This window comes from Paenibacillus sp. FSL R10-2199 (assembly GCF_038000235.1).
GTDB classification, from domain to species: Bacteria; Bacillota; Bacilli; order Paenibacillales; family Paenibacillaceae; genus Paenibacillus_AQ; species Paenibacillus_AQ phytohabitans.
The window spans coordinates 1,816,462-1,833,435 of sequence record NZ_JBBOBO010000001.1; the positions used below are offsets into that span (position 1 = coordinate 1,816,462).

The 16,974-nt window shown below is 53.1% G+C and carries 15 protein-coding genes; 12 read left to right on the forward strand and 3 right to left on the reverse strand.

The features are described from left to right. The 3 genes from NYE33_RS08130 (at position 1) to NYE33_RS08140 (ending at position 4,620) form a co-directional block, all read left to right on the forward strand. The gene (locus NYE33_RS08130) at positions 1 to 1,824 is read left to right on the forward strand and encodes a sensor histidine kinase (RefSeq protein ID WP_076247073.1); all 1,824 of its coding nucleotides are present in this window, start codon (positions 1 to 3) and stop codon (positions 1,822 to 1,824) included. 112 nt (positions 1,825 to 1,936) lie between these two features. Then, entirely contained in the window at positions 1,937 to 3,517 is a 1,581-nt protein-coding gene (locus tag NYE33_RS08135) for a response regulator (protein WP_042140075.1), read from the forward strand. Positions 3,518 to 3,618: 101 nt separating this feature from the next. Further along, entirely contained in the window at positions 3,619 to 4,620 is a 1,002-nt protein-coding gene (locus NYE33_RS08140; protein WP_039300694.1) for an HD-GYP domain-containing protein, read from the forward strand. A gap of 17 nt (positions 4,621 to 4,637) precedes the next feature. Here the strand turns inward: NYE33_RS08140 and NYE33_RS08145 are convergent, their stop codons facing one another. Further along, positions 4,638 to 5,774: an N-acetylmuramoyl-L-alanine amidase gene (locus tag NYE33_RS08145; RefSeq protein ID WP_341065400.1), complete on the reverse strand. Its 1,137-nt coding sequence runs from the start codon at positions 5,772 to 5,774 to the stop codon at positions 4,638 to 4,640. Positions 5,775 to 5,998: 224 nt separating this feature from the next. On the opposite strand from NYE33_RS08145, the gene NYE33_RS08150 reads away from it, so the two are divergent. From NYE33_RS08150 to NYE33_RS08160, 3 genes are all read left to right on the forward strand, one after another. After that, positions 5,999 to 7,000, forward strand: a complete 1,002-nt coding sequence (locus NYE33_RS08150) for a TIR domain-containing protein (RefSeq protein WP_042140073.1) — start codon at positions 5,999 to 6,001, stop codon at positions 6,998 to 7,000. A 4-nt stretch (positions 7,001 to 7,004) separates the two neighbouring features. After that, positions 7,005 to 7,232 carry a hypothetical protein gene (locus NYE33_RS08155; protein WP_052422117.1) on the forward strand — a complete coding sequence of 76 codons (228 nt, stop codon included), beginning with the start codon at positions 7,005 to 7,007 and terminating at the stop codon, positions 7,230 to 7,232. A 231-nt stretch (positions 7,233 to 7,463) separates the two neighbouring features. Next, positions 7,464 to 8,063 carry a hypothetical protein gene (locus NYE33_RS08160; protein WP_341065403.1) on the forward strand — a complete coding sequence of 200 codons (600 nt, stop codon included), beginning with the start codon at positions 7,464 to 7,466 and terminating at the stop codon, positions 8,061 to 8,063. Between the two features lie 166 nt (positions 8,064 to 8,229). Here the strand turns inward: NYE33_RS08160 and NYE33_RS08165 are convergent, their stop codons facing one another. After that, positions 8,230 to 9,468, reverse strand: coding sequence for an MFS transporter (locus NYE33_RS08165; protein WP_341065405.1), 1,239 nt, complete (start codon positions 9,466 to 9,468; stop codon positions 8,230 to 8,232). Between the two features lie 126 nt (positions 9,469 to 9,594). Here NYE33_RS08165 and NYE33_RS08170 point away from each other — a divergent pair, with 126 nt between their 5' ends. Then, positions 9,595 to 10,461, forward strand: coding sequence for a helix-turn-helix domain-containing protein (locus NYE33_RS08170; RefSeq protein ID WP_341065406.1), 867 nt, complete (start codon positions 9,595 to 9,597; stop codon positions 10,459 to 10,461). Between the two features lie 75 nt (positions 10,462 to 10,536). Here NYE33_RS08170 and NYE33_RS08175 read toward each other — a convergent pair whose 3' ends face one another. Continuing rightward, positions 10,537 to 11,649 carry an LLM class flavin-dependent oxidoreductase gene (locus NYE33_RS08175; RefSeq protein WP_076247058.1) on the reverse strand — a complete coding sequence of 371 codons (1,113 nt, stop codon included), beginning with the start codon at positions 11,647 to 11,649 and terminating at the stop codon, positions 10,537 to 10,539. A 478-nt stretch (positions 11,650 to 12,127) separates the two neighbouring features. Between NYE33_RS08175 and NYE33_RS08180 the strand changes: the two genes are divergently transcribed. The 5 genes from NYE33_RS08180 to NYE33_RS08200 all read left to right on the forward strand — a co-directional run bounded on the left by NYE33_RS08180 (position 12,128) and on the right by NYE33_RS08200 (position 16,962). Next, positions 12,128 to 12,904 (forward strand): ABC transporter ATP-binding protein, encoded by a 777-nt coding sequence (locus NYE33_RS08180; RefSeq protein ID WP_341065410.1) that lies wholly within the window; start codon positions 12,128 to 12,130, stop codon positions 12,902 to 12,904. A 348-nt stretch (positions 12,905 to 13,252) separates the two neighbouring features. Further along, entirely contained in the window at positions 13,253 to 14,074 is an 822-nt protein-coding gene (locus NYE33_RS08185; RefSeq protein WP_042140067.1) for an ABC transporter permease, read from the forward strand. A 14-nt stretch (positions 14,075 to 14,088) separates the two neighbouring features. After that, entirely contained in the window at positions 14,089 to 14,976 is an 888-nt protein-coding gene (locus tag NYE33_RS08190) for an ABC transporter permease (protein ID WP_052422116.1), read from the forward strand. Positions 14,977 to 15,025: 49 nt separating this feature from the next. Then, entirely contained in the window at positions 15,026 to 16,633 is a 1,608-nt protein-coding gene (locus tag NYE33_RS08195; RefSeq protein WP_042140066.1) for an FAD-dependent oxidoreductase, read from the forward strand. After that, positions 16,630 to 16,962, forward strand: a complete 333-nt coding sequence (locus NYE33_RS08200) for a 4Fe-4S dicluster domain-containing protein (RefSeq protein WP_042140065.1) — start codon at positions 16,630 to 16,632, stop codon at positions 16,960 to 16,962. Before NYE33_RS08195 ends, NYE33_RS08200 begins: the two co-directional genes overlap by 4 nt. Positions 16,963 to 16,974 lie beyond the last annotated feature (12 nt).

Below are 16,974 nucleotides of genomic sequence, written 5' to 3' on the forward strand. Positions count from 1 at the left end.
ATGTTCAGAAACAGTATCCGGACGCGGCTGATGGCCCTAGTGCTGCTGGCGTCAGTGATTCCGTCAGGCATATCCGTTACCTTCTCCTATCTCTATACCAAACAGTCGGTTACGGAGCAGTCCGTGAAGCAGAATACGAAGCTGCTGACGCTGGGGGAAGCGAATCTCAGCAGTTATTTCAGCGGCATGAATCAGCAGGCCATGTCGCTGTACAGCGGAATTAATGTTCCGAGCTCCTTCTACACCACGCTGCTTACCGCCAAAAGCAATGAGCAGGCGCCAGAAGGTACGGTTCTGCCGGATACCCGTGCGGTGATCTCCACCCAGCTATACAATTTGTTCCTCTCGGACCGCAATACCTTCCAGATCCATCTCTACGTCAGAGCGGCCCGGCAGTCCAATCTGCTGCTGGGCGGATTGTTCCGCCGGGAAGAGAATGCGGATTACGCGGAGGCAGAGCATCCTGAAGGGACATACCGGCCGTATATTGAGGTGACACATATGGATCATCAATACGGCGTAAAGTCCGGCTTCCCCAATCTGAAGCCGGGGAGCGTTCCGGTCTTCACTGCACATTTCCCCCTCTACCGTACGCCCAGCGACAGTGTACTGGCCGATCTGTCCATTGATTACACCCTGGAGGAGCTGGAGGGAATCGTCAAATCGATGTACAACTCGGACACGGAGCGTCTGTATGTGCTGAATGAGCAGGGGCAGGCCTTGTTCGCTTCCGATCCGGACTGGGTCGGCAAACAGGTGGAGACCGGATGGAGCCGTCTTCCCGAAGATAGTGACAGCGGGCATTTCACCTGGAAAAAGGACGGCTTCCAGGGCATTGTCATGTACAAGCATATCAAGGACCCGCTCTTCAGCGGCAGCATCATCAAGCTGGTGCCTTATGAGGATCTGTATGGTGATGCGAGGGTTATCACCCGGTTCAATATGGGGATCGGGCTGCTGTTTCTCCTGATCGGGGGAATCAGCGCGGTGCTCATCTCCATCGGCTTTACCCGGCCGATCAAGAAGCTGATCAACTTCACACAGAAGGTGCAGATCGGCCAGCTGGATGCGCATATGGACGCCGAACGCGAGGATGAATTCGGCCTGCTGACCCGCAAAATCACCGGCATGACCCGGACCATCAATGACCTGATCGTCAAGGAATACCGCCTGGAGCTGGCGAACAAGACGAATCAGCTGAAGGCGCTGCAGGCTCAGGTCAATCCGCATTTTCTCTACAATGCCCTGCAGTCCATCGCCAGCTTATCCTTGCGCTATAATGCGCCGAAGGTGTATGATCTCATCTATTCCCTGGGCAGTATGATGCGCTACTCCATGAACACGGAACGGACGCAGGTGCCGCTGCGCGATGAAATGGAGCATGTGCAGAATTATGTGATTCTGCAGACCGAGCGGTTCGGCGAAGAGAATCTGCGCCTGGAGATTCATGCGGCGGAAGCAGCGCTGGAGACGGTCCTGCCCAAGATGATTCTCCAGCCGATCGTGGAGAATATCTTCAAGCACGGCTTCGCGGACGGAATCCGCGAAGCCGTCATCCGGATAGACTGCACGCTGGAGGGGCAGTCGCGGCTGGTTCTTGCCGTCAAGGATAACGGCAAGGGCATTAGCCCGGAACGGCTGGAGGAGATTACAGCCGGACTTAGAAGCAGCGGCCGGCCTGAGAACGAAGAAATCGGCCTGTATAATGTGCTGGCCCGCCTGCGGCTGCAGTTCGGCAGCGGGGCGGAGATGCAGCTGCATAATGAAGAGGGCCAAGGGGTTACGGTTACCCTGATTATTCCGCTGGAGGGGCCAGACGAATAATGCCACCCTCCCGGAGAGACAGTTACAGTATGAATGTTTAACGCAATGAATTATGGATGATAGAGTGATGAATGAAGAAGGGTGCAGACATAACCTAAAGGAGCGGCTATACATGAAGGTGCTGATTGTAGATGATGAGAAGCATGTACGGGAGGCGATCCGTTATTTTGTTCCGTGGGACAAATATAATATCTCCGATATATATGAGGCTACCAACGGTCAGGAAGCGACCCTGATTATGCAGGAGCATCAGCCGGCGATCGTGTTCACGGATATGCGGATGCCGCTGATGGACGGAGCGGAGCTGCTGGAATGGCTGCATAAGCATTATCCGAATACGAAGACCATTGTCATCAGCGGGTATCAGGATTTCAATTACGTGAAGCCGGCGATTGTCTACGGCGGGACCGATTATCTGCTGAAGCCGCTGAACAGCAAGCAGCTGATTGCCTCGGCGGAGCATGCCTTTAAGCTGTGGATGGAGGAGGAGGCGGTGCGGAAGCAGTCGCAGCGCCAGAACATGCAGCTGAACGTACTGCGTCCGCTCTACTGGGACAAGGTGCTGTCCGATCTGGTCTACGGGCATGCCTCCTTTCAGGAGCTGAAGCTGGCGCTCTGCGAAGAGCTGGGGATGCCGATTGGAGCAGCCTCCTGCAGAGTGGCTGTCATCTCGATGCAAGGTGCAGACTGCCGTCTGCTGCAGAGATTTCATGGCGATGTGGCGCTGACGGCTTTTGTGCTGGCCAACGTCTGCAATGAAGTTATGGCACCGGACTACAGCGGTTATGCCTTCCGCAGCTGGCAGAGCGGTGGAGAGCTTGTGATTCTGCTGTGGAATGCTGTTCAACAGGCGGAGACGGTACTGAACGGAGTGAATGAATCGATCCGCCAGGCGTATGGCGTTCAGGTGGATATCGGGCTCAGCCTGCTGAACCCGTTGCCGGAGGGGCTGCAGCCTGCTTTTGCCCAGGCACGCCAAGGGCTGGAGGAACGGAATCTCCTTCAGCGTGACGGACGGATACACCTCTGCAGAGCGGCTGGGGATGAGAGTAGGCCTAAAGAAGACTACGCTCCGGATATGCAGCTGGACAAGCTTAGAATCGCGGTATTGTCGGGCGATCTGGAAAGGATGCAGCGGGTTGTGGAGGAGTGGGCGCGGGAGCTTACCGGGTTGCCGCTGCTTACGGAGAGCAGCTTTCTCCACCAGCAGGAGGAGATACGTGCGGTTCTGACACGCTGGCGGCCGGAGGAGGAGATCAGCCTGGAGCTTTGTTATGACTCACAGGGGCTGTTCTCGGTGGAGAACTGGGAGAGTCAGCTTAAATCTCTGCTGCAGCACCTCTCCAAAGGTATCGCTCAGGCTCCGGATAGCAGACTCGTGCTGGAAATCAGGGAATACCTGAACCAGAACTATGCACAGGAGATGACGCTGCAGCATATTGCGGAACGCTTTTTCATCAGCAGGGAGAATGTCTCCCGCAAATTCAAGCAGATCACCGGGGAGAATCTGTCGGATTATTTAACGAGTCTCAGAGTGGATAAGGCGAAGACTCTGCTGCAGAATACGAATTTGCGGCTGTCGCAGATCGCGGAGCTGGTAGGGTATGAAGACGAGAAATATTTCAGCCGTGTCTTCAAGAAATCCACTGGAGTAACCCCGCGGGAGTACCGTAAGCAGGAAGAGGAAGATTAAGAACGGCCTAACTTCCCTTTCAACATTTTCCAGCGATAAACCGATAATAGCTATATGGGCAATTTATATAATGTTTCGGTTATCTGGGAGGGCTGGAAGGTATGGACAACTATCTGGGAAGAACGATTAAGAATGATCTGATCAATGCATACGGAGTTACAGTTATTCCTGCCAAGAGCAAATTGAATGCAGAACATCTCGAACTCATCCGCAAACAAAGAATTGATGTGCTTGATATCATTTTTGTGGATGAACAGCAGGCTCCCTCTTATCGTCAAATGGCAAATAGTGTAGTAGATAGCTCCAAGGAAATGTTTGAATCTTACAGAATATCGCGGAAAATTCCCCTGGCGGATATCAGGAAGGATGTCGTTCCGGTAATACAGGAGATCTCGCGCAATCCGGATATTTTTGCTTTGTTCAGTTCGGTCCAGGGCAGAGATGATTATACATACCAGCACAATGTTGGAGTCGGTGTACTGTCCACCCTAATCGGCAGATGGTTACATATGAGTGAAGCCGAGCTGTCCGTGCTGTCCTTGGCGGCAACCCTGCATGATATCGGCAAGCTGAAGATTCCCAATGAGATTCTGAACAAGCCCGGCAAGCTGACGGACGAAGAGTTCAACCTGGTGAAGAAACACACAATATATGGCTATGAGATGCTGAAGGAAACCACCGGGGCCAATTCGCGCATTACACTGGCGGCACTGCAGCATCATGAGAGGAACGACGGCAAGGGATATCCGTTGGGACTTAAGGATGAACAGATTGATTCCTATAGCAAAATTATAGCGGTTGCCGATATTTTTCATGCCATGTCCAGCAAACGCCCCTACCATGAGGCTATGCCTTTCCATGTGATTGTCGATCAGATGAGAAGAGGCAGCTTTGGCGCGCTGGACCCGCATATTGTTTCGGTTTTTCTGGAGAACATTGTGAAGCGGACTGTTGGCCGTGAGGTGGTCTTAACCGATGGCCGGGTCGGCGAGATCGTCTATCTGAATCCGCATGATATCGAAACACCGCTTATCCGCATTAACGATGAATATATTGACCTCAGCAAAATAAAAGAACTCAATATCCGGGAAATCACCATATAATTTCAGATGACTTCCTTTCAGTTTTTATAATAATCAGCCAGCCCCTCGGCGATAGCCTGTGCAGCCTTCCGCTGATAAGCGGCCTTGCGGACAATTGACTCGTCGTAAGGATTGCTGAGGAACCCAAGCTCTATAAGGGCTGCGGGAAGCGGATTTTCCCTTAGAATATGGTAATTGCCGAAGGAGAGGCCGTTACTCCGGAGCCCGATTCCTGCGCCAAGCCGGGTTTCAATCGCCCGGGCCAGCCGGAGATCATTCTGCTCCGAGTAGAAGAAAGTCAGCGTGCCGGAGACATTCTTCGGAGAGGAATTATAATGGATGCTGACAAAAGCATCCGCGCCGAGCTGCGTCCCGAGCTGCACCCGCCGGGAGAGCGCCGGCTTCTGGTCTCCACGGGTACGGGTCAGCTCTACCCGGGCCCCCTTGGCGGTCAGGTAATCCCGGAGATATAGAGAGGTCTGCAGGGTAAGATCCTTCTCCATCGTGTCATAGGTTGTGCCGAGCATACCCGGGTCACTGCCCCCATGACCGGGATCGACGACAATCAGCTTGCCGCGGATGCTGCCGGATTTCCTTATTACACTGGTGTTCTGGGCGTTTGAACTGGCAGTGCTTAAGTTCGGGACGCTTCCCCCGGCAAGGTACTGGGTGGATACCCAGCCGGTAGTTCCTCCGGCTGTACGGATTCTTGACCATCCGTCCTGGCGGAGCAGAATCGTAACGGCATTCCCGGACTGCAAAGAACCCACTACCTCATAACTGGTTCCCGGTCCTCCCCGGATACGCAGGGAAGAGGCGGTGACAACAGCTGTTCCGCTGGAGGTAGAGGAGGTCTTAACGGATGTGCTGGCGGATGAGGTTCCAGCGGAGGCAGCTCGGCTGGTCCGCTTCAGATAATACCCGGCGACCCATCCGGATACAGATCCGGCCCGTACTTTGAGCCAGCCATGCTGCTCCTCTGTGACAGTAACTACGGCTCCACCCGCCAGAGAGCCGGTGATGGCTGCGCTTGCAGCAGGCTCACTGCGCACATTCAGGGAGTTCGCGTATACTTTGGCTGTATAGGTATCTGCAGCATGGGCAGCAGAAGACGGCAGCGCATATGAAGTCAACAGACAGGCTGCCAGTACGGCGGTATGTAATATTCTTTTCATATAAAGCCTCTTTTCCCGGATAGATAAATTTCTATTACCCGTTTCATCGGCCGGAGAACAACGATTTATTAAAATTGAGGATAATTGTGATTCAATTATACATATAACAACGACAATTCACACTAAGATGTCTTGCTGTTTAATATACCTGGCGGCCCTATTCCTAAGGGGGAAATGTCTGTATAATTATTACATATTGGGGAAACAGATAAAGGAGTGCCGCCGTGATCAGACCTAGATTATTCATTGGATCCTCCAGAGAATCCATCCGCTACGCCAGGGCCATCCACGAGCAGCTGAAGCGGACCGCAGAAGTTCATCCTTGGTATGCAGCTGCTTTCCGGCCGAATGAATATACGATGGAGGCACTGGAGCGGAATCTGGATATCAGTGACTTTGCCGTATTCGTGTTCTCGCCTGATGATGTAGCCCGGATCAGGGGTAAATATTATTATGTAACCCGGGATAATACCCAGTTTGAAATGGGTTTGTTCTGGTCCAGATTACGGCGCGGCCGGGTCTTCTGCCTGCTGCCGGATCAGGTACCCTCCCGCAGCGATCTGATTCCGGGGGAGAATGTGGAAGAGTACCACTTGCTGTCTGATCTGTCCGGGCTGACGCCGCTGGAATACGAGTGGCAGCATGAGAATGCTACAGCTGCGGTGGATGTCAGCTGCGGCAAAATCATCGACAGCATTCAGGGACAGGGCATGTACCATGATCCGGCTGTTGAGCTGCAGCAGCTTAGAGCAGAGCTTAGGCGAAAAGAAAGTATCCTTCACTTCTTTTGGCAATATAATAATAATGTGACGCCTCCCCAGCCGGGTGAGAACTATCAGGCGCTCAGCGAAGCCGTCCGTAATTCATTCATACCTCCGGAGGATTGCCGGGTGATCGGAGCCGCCATGTGGCGGGCCGAAGAGGGGGAAGGCCTGAAACAGGTGGGCGGCAATGTAGGCCGCGGGCATGTCTATCCGTTCTCGACCTCTGAAGACGGAGGCGGAAAACCGGGTGTGCTGGATGCTTTTTTGGCTAAGGAATGGACTTTCTTACAGCGTACGGAAGTTGCGGAGGTATATATCCTATGCTATCCTTTAGGGGAGAACCACGTGATTTCTGTACATTTCTCCGGAAGCGGGGGATTATCGGCAGAGGATCTTACAGCAGTGGTTGCCTATAACCGTGATTTGTTCCGTACCGTCAATCATCTAGTGGAAGGGGACTGACAGGATGAAGAATATGAAGAATGCAGTTAGTGTTTCTAGTAGCGTCCGCCGGTCTGAAGGCGGTAACGGTAACAGTGCGGGAGGCAAAGGCCGTTCCAGACGCAAGTCCGGCACCAAGCTCTCTCCATCCGCGCTTAATGTATATTTAGCGCCTTCTCTGGAGGGCGGAGACGACGAGTACAAGAAGCTGGTCAGCGGTAAAGTGGATAATAACAAGCCATCATTTGCATAACGCATACTGGATACAGTATAACGAATACTGAATATTGAATACTGAATACTGAATACTGAATACTGAATACTGAATACTGAATACTGAATACTGAATACTGAATACTGCTTACATCGAGCATTGAGCAGGTCTCCGGCATGGCCGGGGGCCTTTTTTGTTCTTTAATTGTTCTTTAAGGGATTATGAGATTCGTCTATGTAGATAAGGAGCGTAATGTATGGATAAGTTTCCTTGGAGTTCGGGGCAGAAACGTCTGCCGGACGCAATAGTTCTTATAGCAGGAATCCCTCTGCCGGCCGGACGCGGGTGGTGTGGGGGAATCAAGGGATAAATCCCACTAATCCGGCCGAAAGTGGGCGGTATGAGAAAATTAAAGGCATAAATCCCACTAATCCGGCCGAAAGTGGACGGTATGAGAAAATTAAAGGGATAAATCCCACTAATCCGGCTGAAAGTGGACGGTATGAGAAAATTAAAGGGATAAATCCCACTAAATCCGCCGAAAGTGGACGGTATGAGAAAATTAAAGGGATAAATCCCACTAATTCGGCTGAAAGTGGACGGTATGAGAAAATTAAAGGGATAAATCCCACTAATCCGGCCGAAAGTGGGCGGTATGAGGAAATGAAAGGGATAAATCCCACTAAATCCGCCGAAGGTGGACGGTATGAGGAAATTAAAGGGATAAATCCCACTAAATCGGCTGAAAGTGGGCGGTACGAGGAAATGAAAGGGATAAATCCCACTAAATCGGCTGAAAGTGGGCGGTACGAGGAAATGAAAGGGATAAATCCCACTAATTCACCGGCTACGGGCAAAACGAGGAAATGAGGGGCATTAGTGCCCCTGAATTCACCGGGTACGGGCCAAATGAGGAAATAAGTGCCCTTGATCCCGCCGACTACGGGCAAACGAGGAAATTAGGAGCACAAGCGCCCTTAATTCCGCTGAATGTGGGGCAATTTTACCGATGCTATTCCAGAAGTAGTTTGTTCTTTTACCCACCCTCCTGATGCACTCCTGTATATTTAGCATCCACTGGCTGCCGGGTCTTCCGCAGATGCTGGAACCATGCGCCTCCGATCAGAGCAGCCCCGGCAGCAGTAATCCCGCCAATCAGTCCGAACACCGGGACAGGAGATTCTACCCCGTACAGCCCCAGCAGACCCGCCCCAAGCATAGGGCCGAAAGTGGTTCCGATCTTAACAAACTCCGAGCAGCCGAAATAGAGCCCCTTATTACTCTCCGGGGACAGCTCATCCACCAAGGCATCGAACCGCGCACCAATCAGCAGCTCCCCCAGACTGAACACTGTAATGAACAGCAGCGGCATCGACGGGGAGACGGGCAGCACAAAGAACAGAAAGCTTGCGGCAATCAGCAGATTGCTGGTGAGTACCACGTGGAAAGGATTCCACTTCGAGATCCAGCGCAGTACGGCAAATTGCACAGCCAGAATAACAACCGCATTGAGCGACAGGATCACCGAATACATCCGGGCACCGTCGGCCAAGGCAGAAGTGGAGTTTAAATATTGGGATACGGTTCCGTTCAGCTGGGAATACCCGAAGAAGGAGAAGCTCATTCCGGCCAGCAGGAGGAGGAATACATAGTCCTTGCGGATTGCACCAAGATTCTTGAGGCTGCCGATCCGGGCTGCAACAGAAGCGTGGATGCGGCCCCCGTGCCGGAAGAAGAATTGCGTGGAGACGCCATACAGAATATAAAGCACGCCCAGAATAACATAAGGAAAGAGCGTCAGCTTCATATTGAACATCAGGCTTAACAGCGGGCCGAGAAAACAGCCCAGATTAATCGCCGTATACCGCAGATTGAAGACGAGCAGCCGGTTCTCCGGGAGCGTTTCGGTGGACAGCACTTTTTTGCTGGCAGGCTCGAAGATGGAGTAGCATAATCCGTTAAGGCCGTTAAGCAGCAGGAAGGCCGGGAAGCTGTCCGCATAATAGAACAGAATGAATAGGCTTCCCCAGACTATGGGGACAACGGCGATAATTTTGTGCAGAGGCAGCCGGTCCGCAAGCGCCCCTCCGAAGCCGCTGAAGAGTACATTCACCAGCGGATTGATACTGAGAACACAGCCGGCCAGGAAGATGGAGAGATGTTTTTGACTCGTCAGAAAGATAGCCAGATAAGGGACGCTCATAAATAGTGCAGTTCTCGTGAAAAAAGTGCCGGCCAGAATGTTCCATACTCTACTGTTTAGTTTCCGTGACAAATGAAAGCCCATGATAATCCTTCCCCTGCTTTTTATATTTTGATTTGTGCCGAGTGTAGCATACAATGAAAATCAGACCGGAAAATTGTGCTGTATACTCACACGGCAGAGCGGAGGAGTGAAATCATGTTTCTGGGCTCTACAATTAGGCAAATCCGTTCCTCCAAAGGAATAAGCCAGTCGATTCTGGCGGATGGGATTATGAGCCGATCCAACTTGTCACGCTTCGAGGGCGGTAAATATTATCCCGGGTATGACAAGCTGATCCTCTTGCTGGACAAGCTGGAAATGTCCCTTGAGGAGCTGCTGTTCTTGCAGAATGGCTATGCACAGCCGGAGAAACGTACGCTTCACCTAAGTCTGGTGGAGGCGGCGAACCGTTATGAATTCGACAAAGTAAGAACGATCAGCTATGAATGCCGTTTCTTGTACGGGGCGACGCGCACGGAGGTTTATTATCATTTGTATCTGCTGGGCCAGGGTTTTCTGATTCAGTATCAGCGGGAGGATGAGATCAGGCAGTTAAGCGAATTAGCCGGGGAGATCAAGCCTTATCTGATGGGTGCGGACATATGGTATCTGTATGAGTTCAAGCTGCTAAATAATTTCCTGTTTACGCTAAGCAGCGGCGACGCGATCTTTTTTGGATTAAGGGCTGCAGATGAGTTTGATAAATACCATGACTTTGCCGAGAGCCGGACCATCCAGCAGCATCTGATGCAGAACATCGCGAAAATTTGCCTGAAAGAGCATAATTACAAGCAAAGCCTGTTCTTCCTTAAAAAAGCGCTGCCCTTAGCGGATAAGACGAATCTGCTGTACGATAAGATTGTCACATTGGTGTACCATGAGATCACGCTGCTCTGTCTGAAGCATAAAGAAGATACGCAGCAGTTATTGGGTTACCTGGATATTCTCCGGCAGCTTGAGTTCAATGACAGTTATGACGCGCTGCAGCAGGTGTGCCGGATACATCTGCCGGATATATTCTGATACATATACTATTGATTTTCCGCAAAAAAAGGTTGTCGCCCTATCACCGGGCGGCAACCTTTTTGGTTCTGCTTATTATTGGGGGGAAGAGATGCCGCTGCGCTTCTTGGCGAGCTCGCGCCGCACAACCGGAGCTACTTCTGTTGCCAGCAGCTCAATGGCTTCTGCCACCTTGGCATAGGGGAGGCCGCCGATATCCAGCTGGGTCATGAAGCGGTGATGGCCGAACAGCTCATGCTGATAGAGGATCTTCTCAATAATCTGCTGCGGGCTGCCCACGGCCAAAGTATTGTCCGGAGAGGTGAACCGGCCGAATTCATTGCGCGAGACGCGGTATTGCTGGCCGGGCTTCGGGCTGATCGCATTGCGGTAGCTGTAGTAATAAGGATAATACTCATCCAGCGCCTGCTGGGAGGTTCTGGCGATATAGCCGTGACTTGTGATGGCGATCTTCAAGTCTTCCGGCCTGTGCCCTGCTGCGGCGCCGGAACGGCGGTAGGTGTCGGCCAGATTCTGGAAAGGCTCCGGACTGCCGCTTAGAATGGCGATAGCCATACCTACACCCAGCGCCCCGGCCTTCTGGGCACTTTCGGCCGAACCGCCGATGCCGACCCAGAGCGGAAGCTTCTGCTGCAGCGGACGCGGGGCAATCTCGGCGTTATGCAGCGGGGAGCGGAACTTGCCTTCCCAGTTCATGACCTCATGCTGGTTCAGTGTGAGCAGCAGGTCGAGATTCTCGCTGAACAGCTGTTTGTAATCCTCCAGCTCATAGCCGAACAGCGGGAAGGATTCCAGGAAAGCGCCGCGTCCGGCGATAATCTCTGCCCGGCCGTCCGACAGCAGATCCAGTGTAGCGAAATCCTCGAAGACACGAACCGGATCAATCGTGCTCAGTACGGTGGTTGCGCTGGTAAGCTTAATCCGCTCTGTAACTTGGGCAATAGCTGCCAGCACAACCGGCACTGAGGAGATGACGAAATCCAGCCGGTGATGTTCACCCACGCCGAATACATCCAGCCCCGCTTCATCGGCAAGCTTCGCGGCGGCAATCACTTCATGGAGCCGCTGGCGGGGGCTAATCCGCTGCCCCGTTTCGCAATCGGTTACGATATCCCCGAGTGTATAAATACCGAACTCGAACTCCGGTTCAGCCGCTTGCTTCGCTTGATCATTCCCTAGATTGTTCATTGGTACAGACCCCTTATTATCCAGAATATTTATTAGGTTTAAAGCTTAAGCTTGTCCGTTACAGCAAGGATATACTCTACTATACCATAACGACTTACAAAATGTAAGTATATGAGTGTAAGTTTGTGATATGAGGAGATGGAGATGAGCAGATGAACAAATGAACAAATGAACAAATGAGCAGCAGCAGGCATTACCAAAAGCGTAATACTATCTTTTGCGTATACACTTTATGGGATACAGAGTGCTTTCAGAAAGTCTATATCGAAAATAATTAATCCGGGCGGAATTTGTGTATTTTCATTGACAGATTTAAAGATAGGTGATATTTTAAATTTACAAATTCCAATTGATTTACTTTGGATTAAAATCAGCCGACTGTACAGACAGAGGTGCCGCGCGAGTTCTATCGCGAGGTTCCTCTGTTTTTTTGTATTACAATAGTACATTTATATTTCAGCCAGAAGGAGGAGCAGATATGGGAGATGCTTTATTGTCCATCACACAGCTGAACAAGCGCTTTGATACCGCCGGAGGACATGTGCAGGCATTGCAGGATGTGGAGCTGCATGTAGAGGAAGGGGAATTCATCACGGTGATTGGTCCCAGCGGCTGCGGCAAAAGCACTCTGCTGCGCATCGTTGCCGGTCTGGATACCGGCTATACCGGCAACGTTACGCTGGAAGGTGCAGAGATAGGCGGGCCGGGGATCGACAAGGGGTTTATTTTTCAGGAGCACCGCTTGTTCCCGTGGCTTACGGTAGAGAAGAACATTGCCTCCGATCTGCCGCTGGGCAGGCCGGATATCCGGAAGCGGGTGGATGAGCTGATTGATCTGGTGAAGCTGGGCGGCTTCGAGAAGTCCTATCCCCGGGAGCTGTCGGGCGGGATGGCCCAGCGTGTGGCAATTGCCCGTGCGCTGCTGAGGAACCCGAAGATTCTGCTGCTGGATGAACCCTTTGGTGCGCTGGATGCCTTCACCCGGGCGCATATGCAGACGGTGCTGCTCGATATTTGGCGGCGGAACCGGACTACGATGATTTTTGTAACCCATGATATTGATGAAGCAGTATTCCTCGGCAACCGGGTCGTTATTCTGGAACCCCGTCCGGGTAAAATCCGCAAGATCGTACCTGTCGACCTCCCCTATCCGCGTAAAAAAACAACAACCTCCTTTCAAGAGCTGCGCCTGAAGGTATTGAACTACTTTGAGAAGGTCGATGAGCTTGAGCTGAAGGACGGGGCGGGAATATAAAGTGACTCCTGATTCGTGGATCGTTGTTGTCAGAATGGATACTCCTCAGTAGACACGGTATACACATATTGTTGTACGTAATACAACTTTGATCAACGATAACAGGCGAGCTCGAAGGGATTGTTGTACAAAATACAAGAATTATCCCGCTAAGAGGCTTGGAGAGGAAGAATTGATGCCTTTTGTACAACAATTTTGAGTTATGAACGATATGATGAGGGAAATGTTGTATTTTGTGCAGGAAGACGGTGCAGGAAGGTTGTATTGTGAAAAAGAGTGAACAAGTGCGGATTTATATCCGACTTAATCAATGTGAATATACTAATTAATTCAGAGGGAGGGACAGCCATGGCTGAACGGGCTGTAGCGGCAGGGAATGCCGGAAGAACAGGAAGGCCTGACGGCCCCGGAAAGGCGGCGATTGCCGGTCTGGGATTGCTGCTTCCGGCAGGTGTATTAATCCTGTGGCAGATTTTGAGCCATTACGGAATGATCTCGGAGATGCTGTTCCCGGCGCCTTCTACGATTGTCCAGTCATTCATTACCCTGGCGTCTACCGGGGATTTATGGAGCAACCTCAGAATCAGTGTCGTGCGGGCATTGTCAGGATTTCTGCTTGGCGGCGGGCTAGGTCTGCTGTTCGGCATTCTGGTCGGATTATTCCGCAGATCCGAGAAGCTGCTGGACCCCTCGCTGCAAATGATCCGGATGATCCCGAGCCTTGCGGTAGTGCCGCTGTTCATTCTGTGGTTCGGCATCGGCGAGGAATCCAAGGTGCTGCTGATTGCCAAGGGAGCGTTCTTCCCGATCTATATTAATACCTTTATGGGGATACGCGGAACGGATAACAAGCTGTTCGAAGTTGCCCGGGTGCTCGGCTTCAGCAGAGGGAAGCAGATTGTGCGGCTGGTGCTCCCGGCAGCAGTGCCGAATATCATGCTTGGTGTGCGCTTGTCGCTGGGCCTCTCATGGCTGGGGCTGGTGGTGGCGGAGCTCATTGCTTCCACCTCGGGGATCGGCTATATGATGTCGGATGCCCGCCAGTTTGCTGATACGCCTGTAGTGTTTGTCGGGATAATTGTATTCGCCGCTGCCGGGCTGCTGAGTGACACCATTGTCCGCCTGATCGAGCAGCGGCTGCTGCGGTGGCGGGACAGCTATCAAGGATAGGAGGGAAGAACCGCATGAGTGAAGGGATAGAAGCAATAATCAAGACTGCCAAGGGGGTAAGGGAAGCCCGTGATTATAGCGGAACCGCTCCAATTACTACGCATAACAACAAGAGAAGATTAATGGTTGCATCCTGGAAAACTCTTTTGTCCGACTGGGGCACCGGGGCTGTTATTCCTGTAGCTGTAATCGCCGTATGGCAGCTTGCCGGAAGCGCAGGCTGGATCTCGCCGGAGTTTCTTCCGGCGCCGCTGACGATTCTCTCCGCTTTTGCAGATCTGGCGGTTAGCGGGGAGCTTGTCCATCATCTGGGCGTCAGTATCGGACGGGCTGGCATCGGATTCCTTATCGGAGGAATTCTCGGCCTGCTGCTGGGGACACTGACCGGCCTGTTCCGCAGTGCAGCCTATCTGCTGGACCCGAGCGTGCAGATTCTGCGGCTGGTTCCCCATCTGGCTATTGCCCCGCTGATCATTCTATGGTTCGGCTTCGGGGAGATTTCGAAGGTGGTTATTATCATGAGCGGCTCTTTCTTTCCGCTCTATATCAATACATTCATGGGCATCCGGGGAGTGGACAACAAGCTGTTTGAAGTAGCCCGGGTGCTCGGATTCAGCCCGCTGCAGAAGCTGCGGCGGCTGATCCTGCCGGCGGCGCTGCCGGGCATTCTGCTGGGACTGCGCCTGTCGATGGCTGTGGCCTGGATCGGTCTGGTGGTTGCCGAACTGATCGGATCACAGTCCGGGGTTGGGTTTCTCATTAATGAGGCGAAGCAGAATTCCAATACGGCCGTTATTTTTGTCGGAATTATTATTTTTGCAGTGGTCGGCAAGCTGATCGATTCTCTCTTCCGCATCATCGAACGCAAATTCCTGTACTGGCGTGACAGCTATCAAGGTTAAAGACAAGCTAATGAAACGCTAACGCTAATGAAACCAAGGGGGCAACAACATGAACCAACCGGCACTGAAGGAAACATTGAAACTGACGGCGGATGTACTGGTAATCGGCGGAGGTCCGGCAGGAACATGGGCGGCACTTACAGCCGCAGCTAAGGGAGTGAAGGTGATCCTGGCCGACAAGGGATACTGCGGCTCCAGCGGTGCAACTGCCCCGTCGGGCACCGGAGTCTGGTACGTGAAGCCGGAAGAAGAGCTGCGCGAGGCAGCGAAGGCCAGCCGTTACGCTATGGGCGGCAAGCTGGCTGAGCACCGCTGGATGGACCGGGTGCTGGACCGGACTTATGAGAATATGAACAGACTGGGCGTTGCCGGCTATCCGTTCCCGGTGGATGAGGAAGGCAATCAATACCGCCGGAGCCTGCAGGGACCTGAATATATGCGCCTGATGCGCAAGCTGGTGAAGAAGGCGGGCGTGAAAATTCTGGACCATAGTCCGGTGCTTGAGCTGCTCGCCGATGAGCACGGGGTAGCCGGAGCGGCCGGCGTGCAGACCCAGAGCGGAGAAGCCTGGAGTGTGCATGCCGGGGCGGTAGTTATCGCTACCGGAGGCTGCGCTTTCCTCAGCAAGGCGCTTGGCTGCAACGTATTGACCGGTGACGGGTACTTGTTCGCCGCTGAAGCAGGAGCGAGCTTGTCGGGTATGGAGTTCTCCAATGCCTACGCGATCTGCCCGACCTTCTCCTCCGTAACGAAGACTGCTTATTACAGCTACGCCAGCTTCTATTATGAAGACGGAACTGTGGTGGAAGGAGCAGGCTCCAAGAAGGGCCGCTCAGTCATTGCCAGGAATCTGCTGGCCGGGCGCCAGGTATTCGCGAAGCTTGACGGAGCGGATGAAGCATTACAGCCGCTGCTGCGGGTGGCGCAGACGAACTTCTTCCTGCCATTCGACCGGCGGGGCATTAATCCCTTCAAGGATGTATTCCCGGTGACGCTGCGGCTGGAAGGTACAGTCCGCGGCACAGGCGGCATACGGATTACAGACGAGAGCTGCGGCACTGGGGTTCCGGGGCTGTATGCAGCAGGGGATGCGGCTACCCGTGAGCTGATCTGCGGAGGGTTCACCGGAGGCGGCAGCCATAATGCCGCCTGGGCGATGTCTTCCGGCTCCTTCGCCGGAGAAGGGGCGGCAGACTATGCAGCCGGACTCGGCTGGCATTCAGTTCACCGTGCACCCGTAGGGTTATCCTCTTCACCGCTGGTTCACCAGGAAGTGAAGGCGGGCGCCGCTGCCAGAACCGCAGAATATGTGGAGGCTGTGCAGGCAGAAGTCAAACCGTACGATATTAATCTGTTCCGTACAGAGCAGGGGCTGGAATCTTCGCTGGAGCGTCTGGACGGACTATGGAAAGAGCAGCGCAGCCGGGAAATCCAGCGCACGCCGGAAGGTGTGAAGGCACGCGAAGCCGAAGCGATGACGGCAACGGCACGCTGGATGTACAGCTCCGCTCTGGCCCGTACCGAAACCCGGGGAATGCACAAACGGGAGGATTTCAAGGGAAGTGACGACAGCCAGCATCACCGCCTGATCAGCGGCGGACTGGACCAGGTATGGGTGAAGACAGAAGAGGTAGCGAAGGAGAGTGTATTGTTGTGATTGAAGTCATCAGCGCTGACCGGTGTGTAGAATGCAATCAATGTGTATCTGTCTGCCCGACCAATGTATTCGACAGGGTGGATAACGGAATTCCGGTTATCGCCCGGCAGAGCGACTGCCAGACCTGCTTCATGTGTGAGCTGTATTGCCCGGTGGATGCCCTGTATGTGGCTCCGGATTCCGAGGGGATTACCGGAATTACTGAGGCGGAGCTGGAACAGCAGGGACTGCTCGGCGGTTACCGCGAGAAGGTAGGCTGGGGCAAGGGCAGACAGCCGGTAGCCAGTCATGACTTCATGTATAAGCTGGCAGCCCGGGCAGGCTTCTGAGTGATGCGCCGT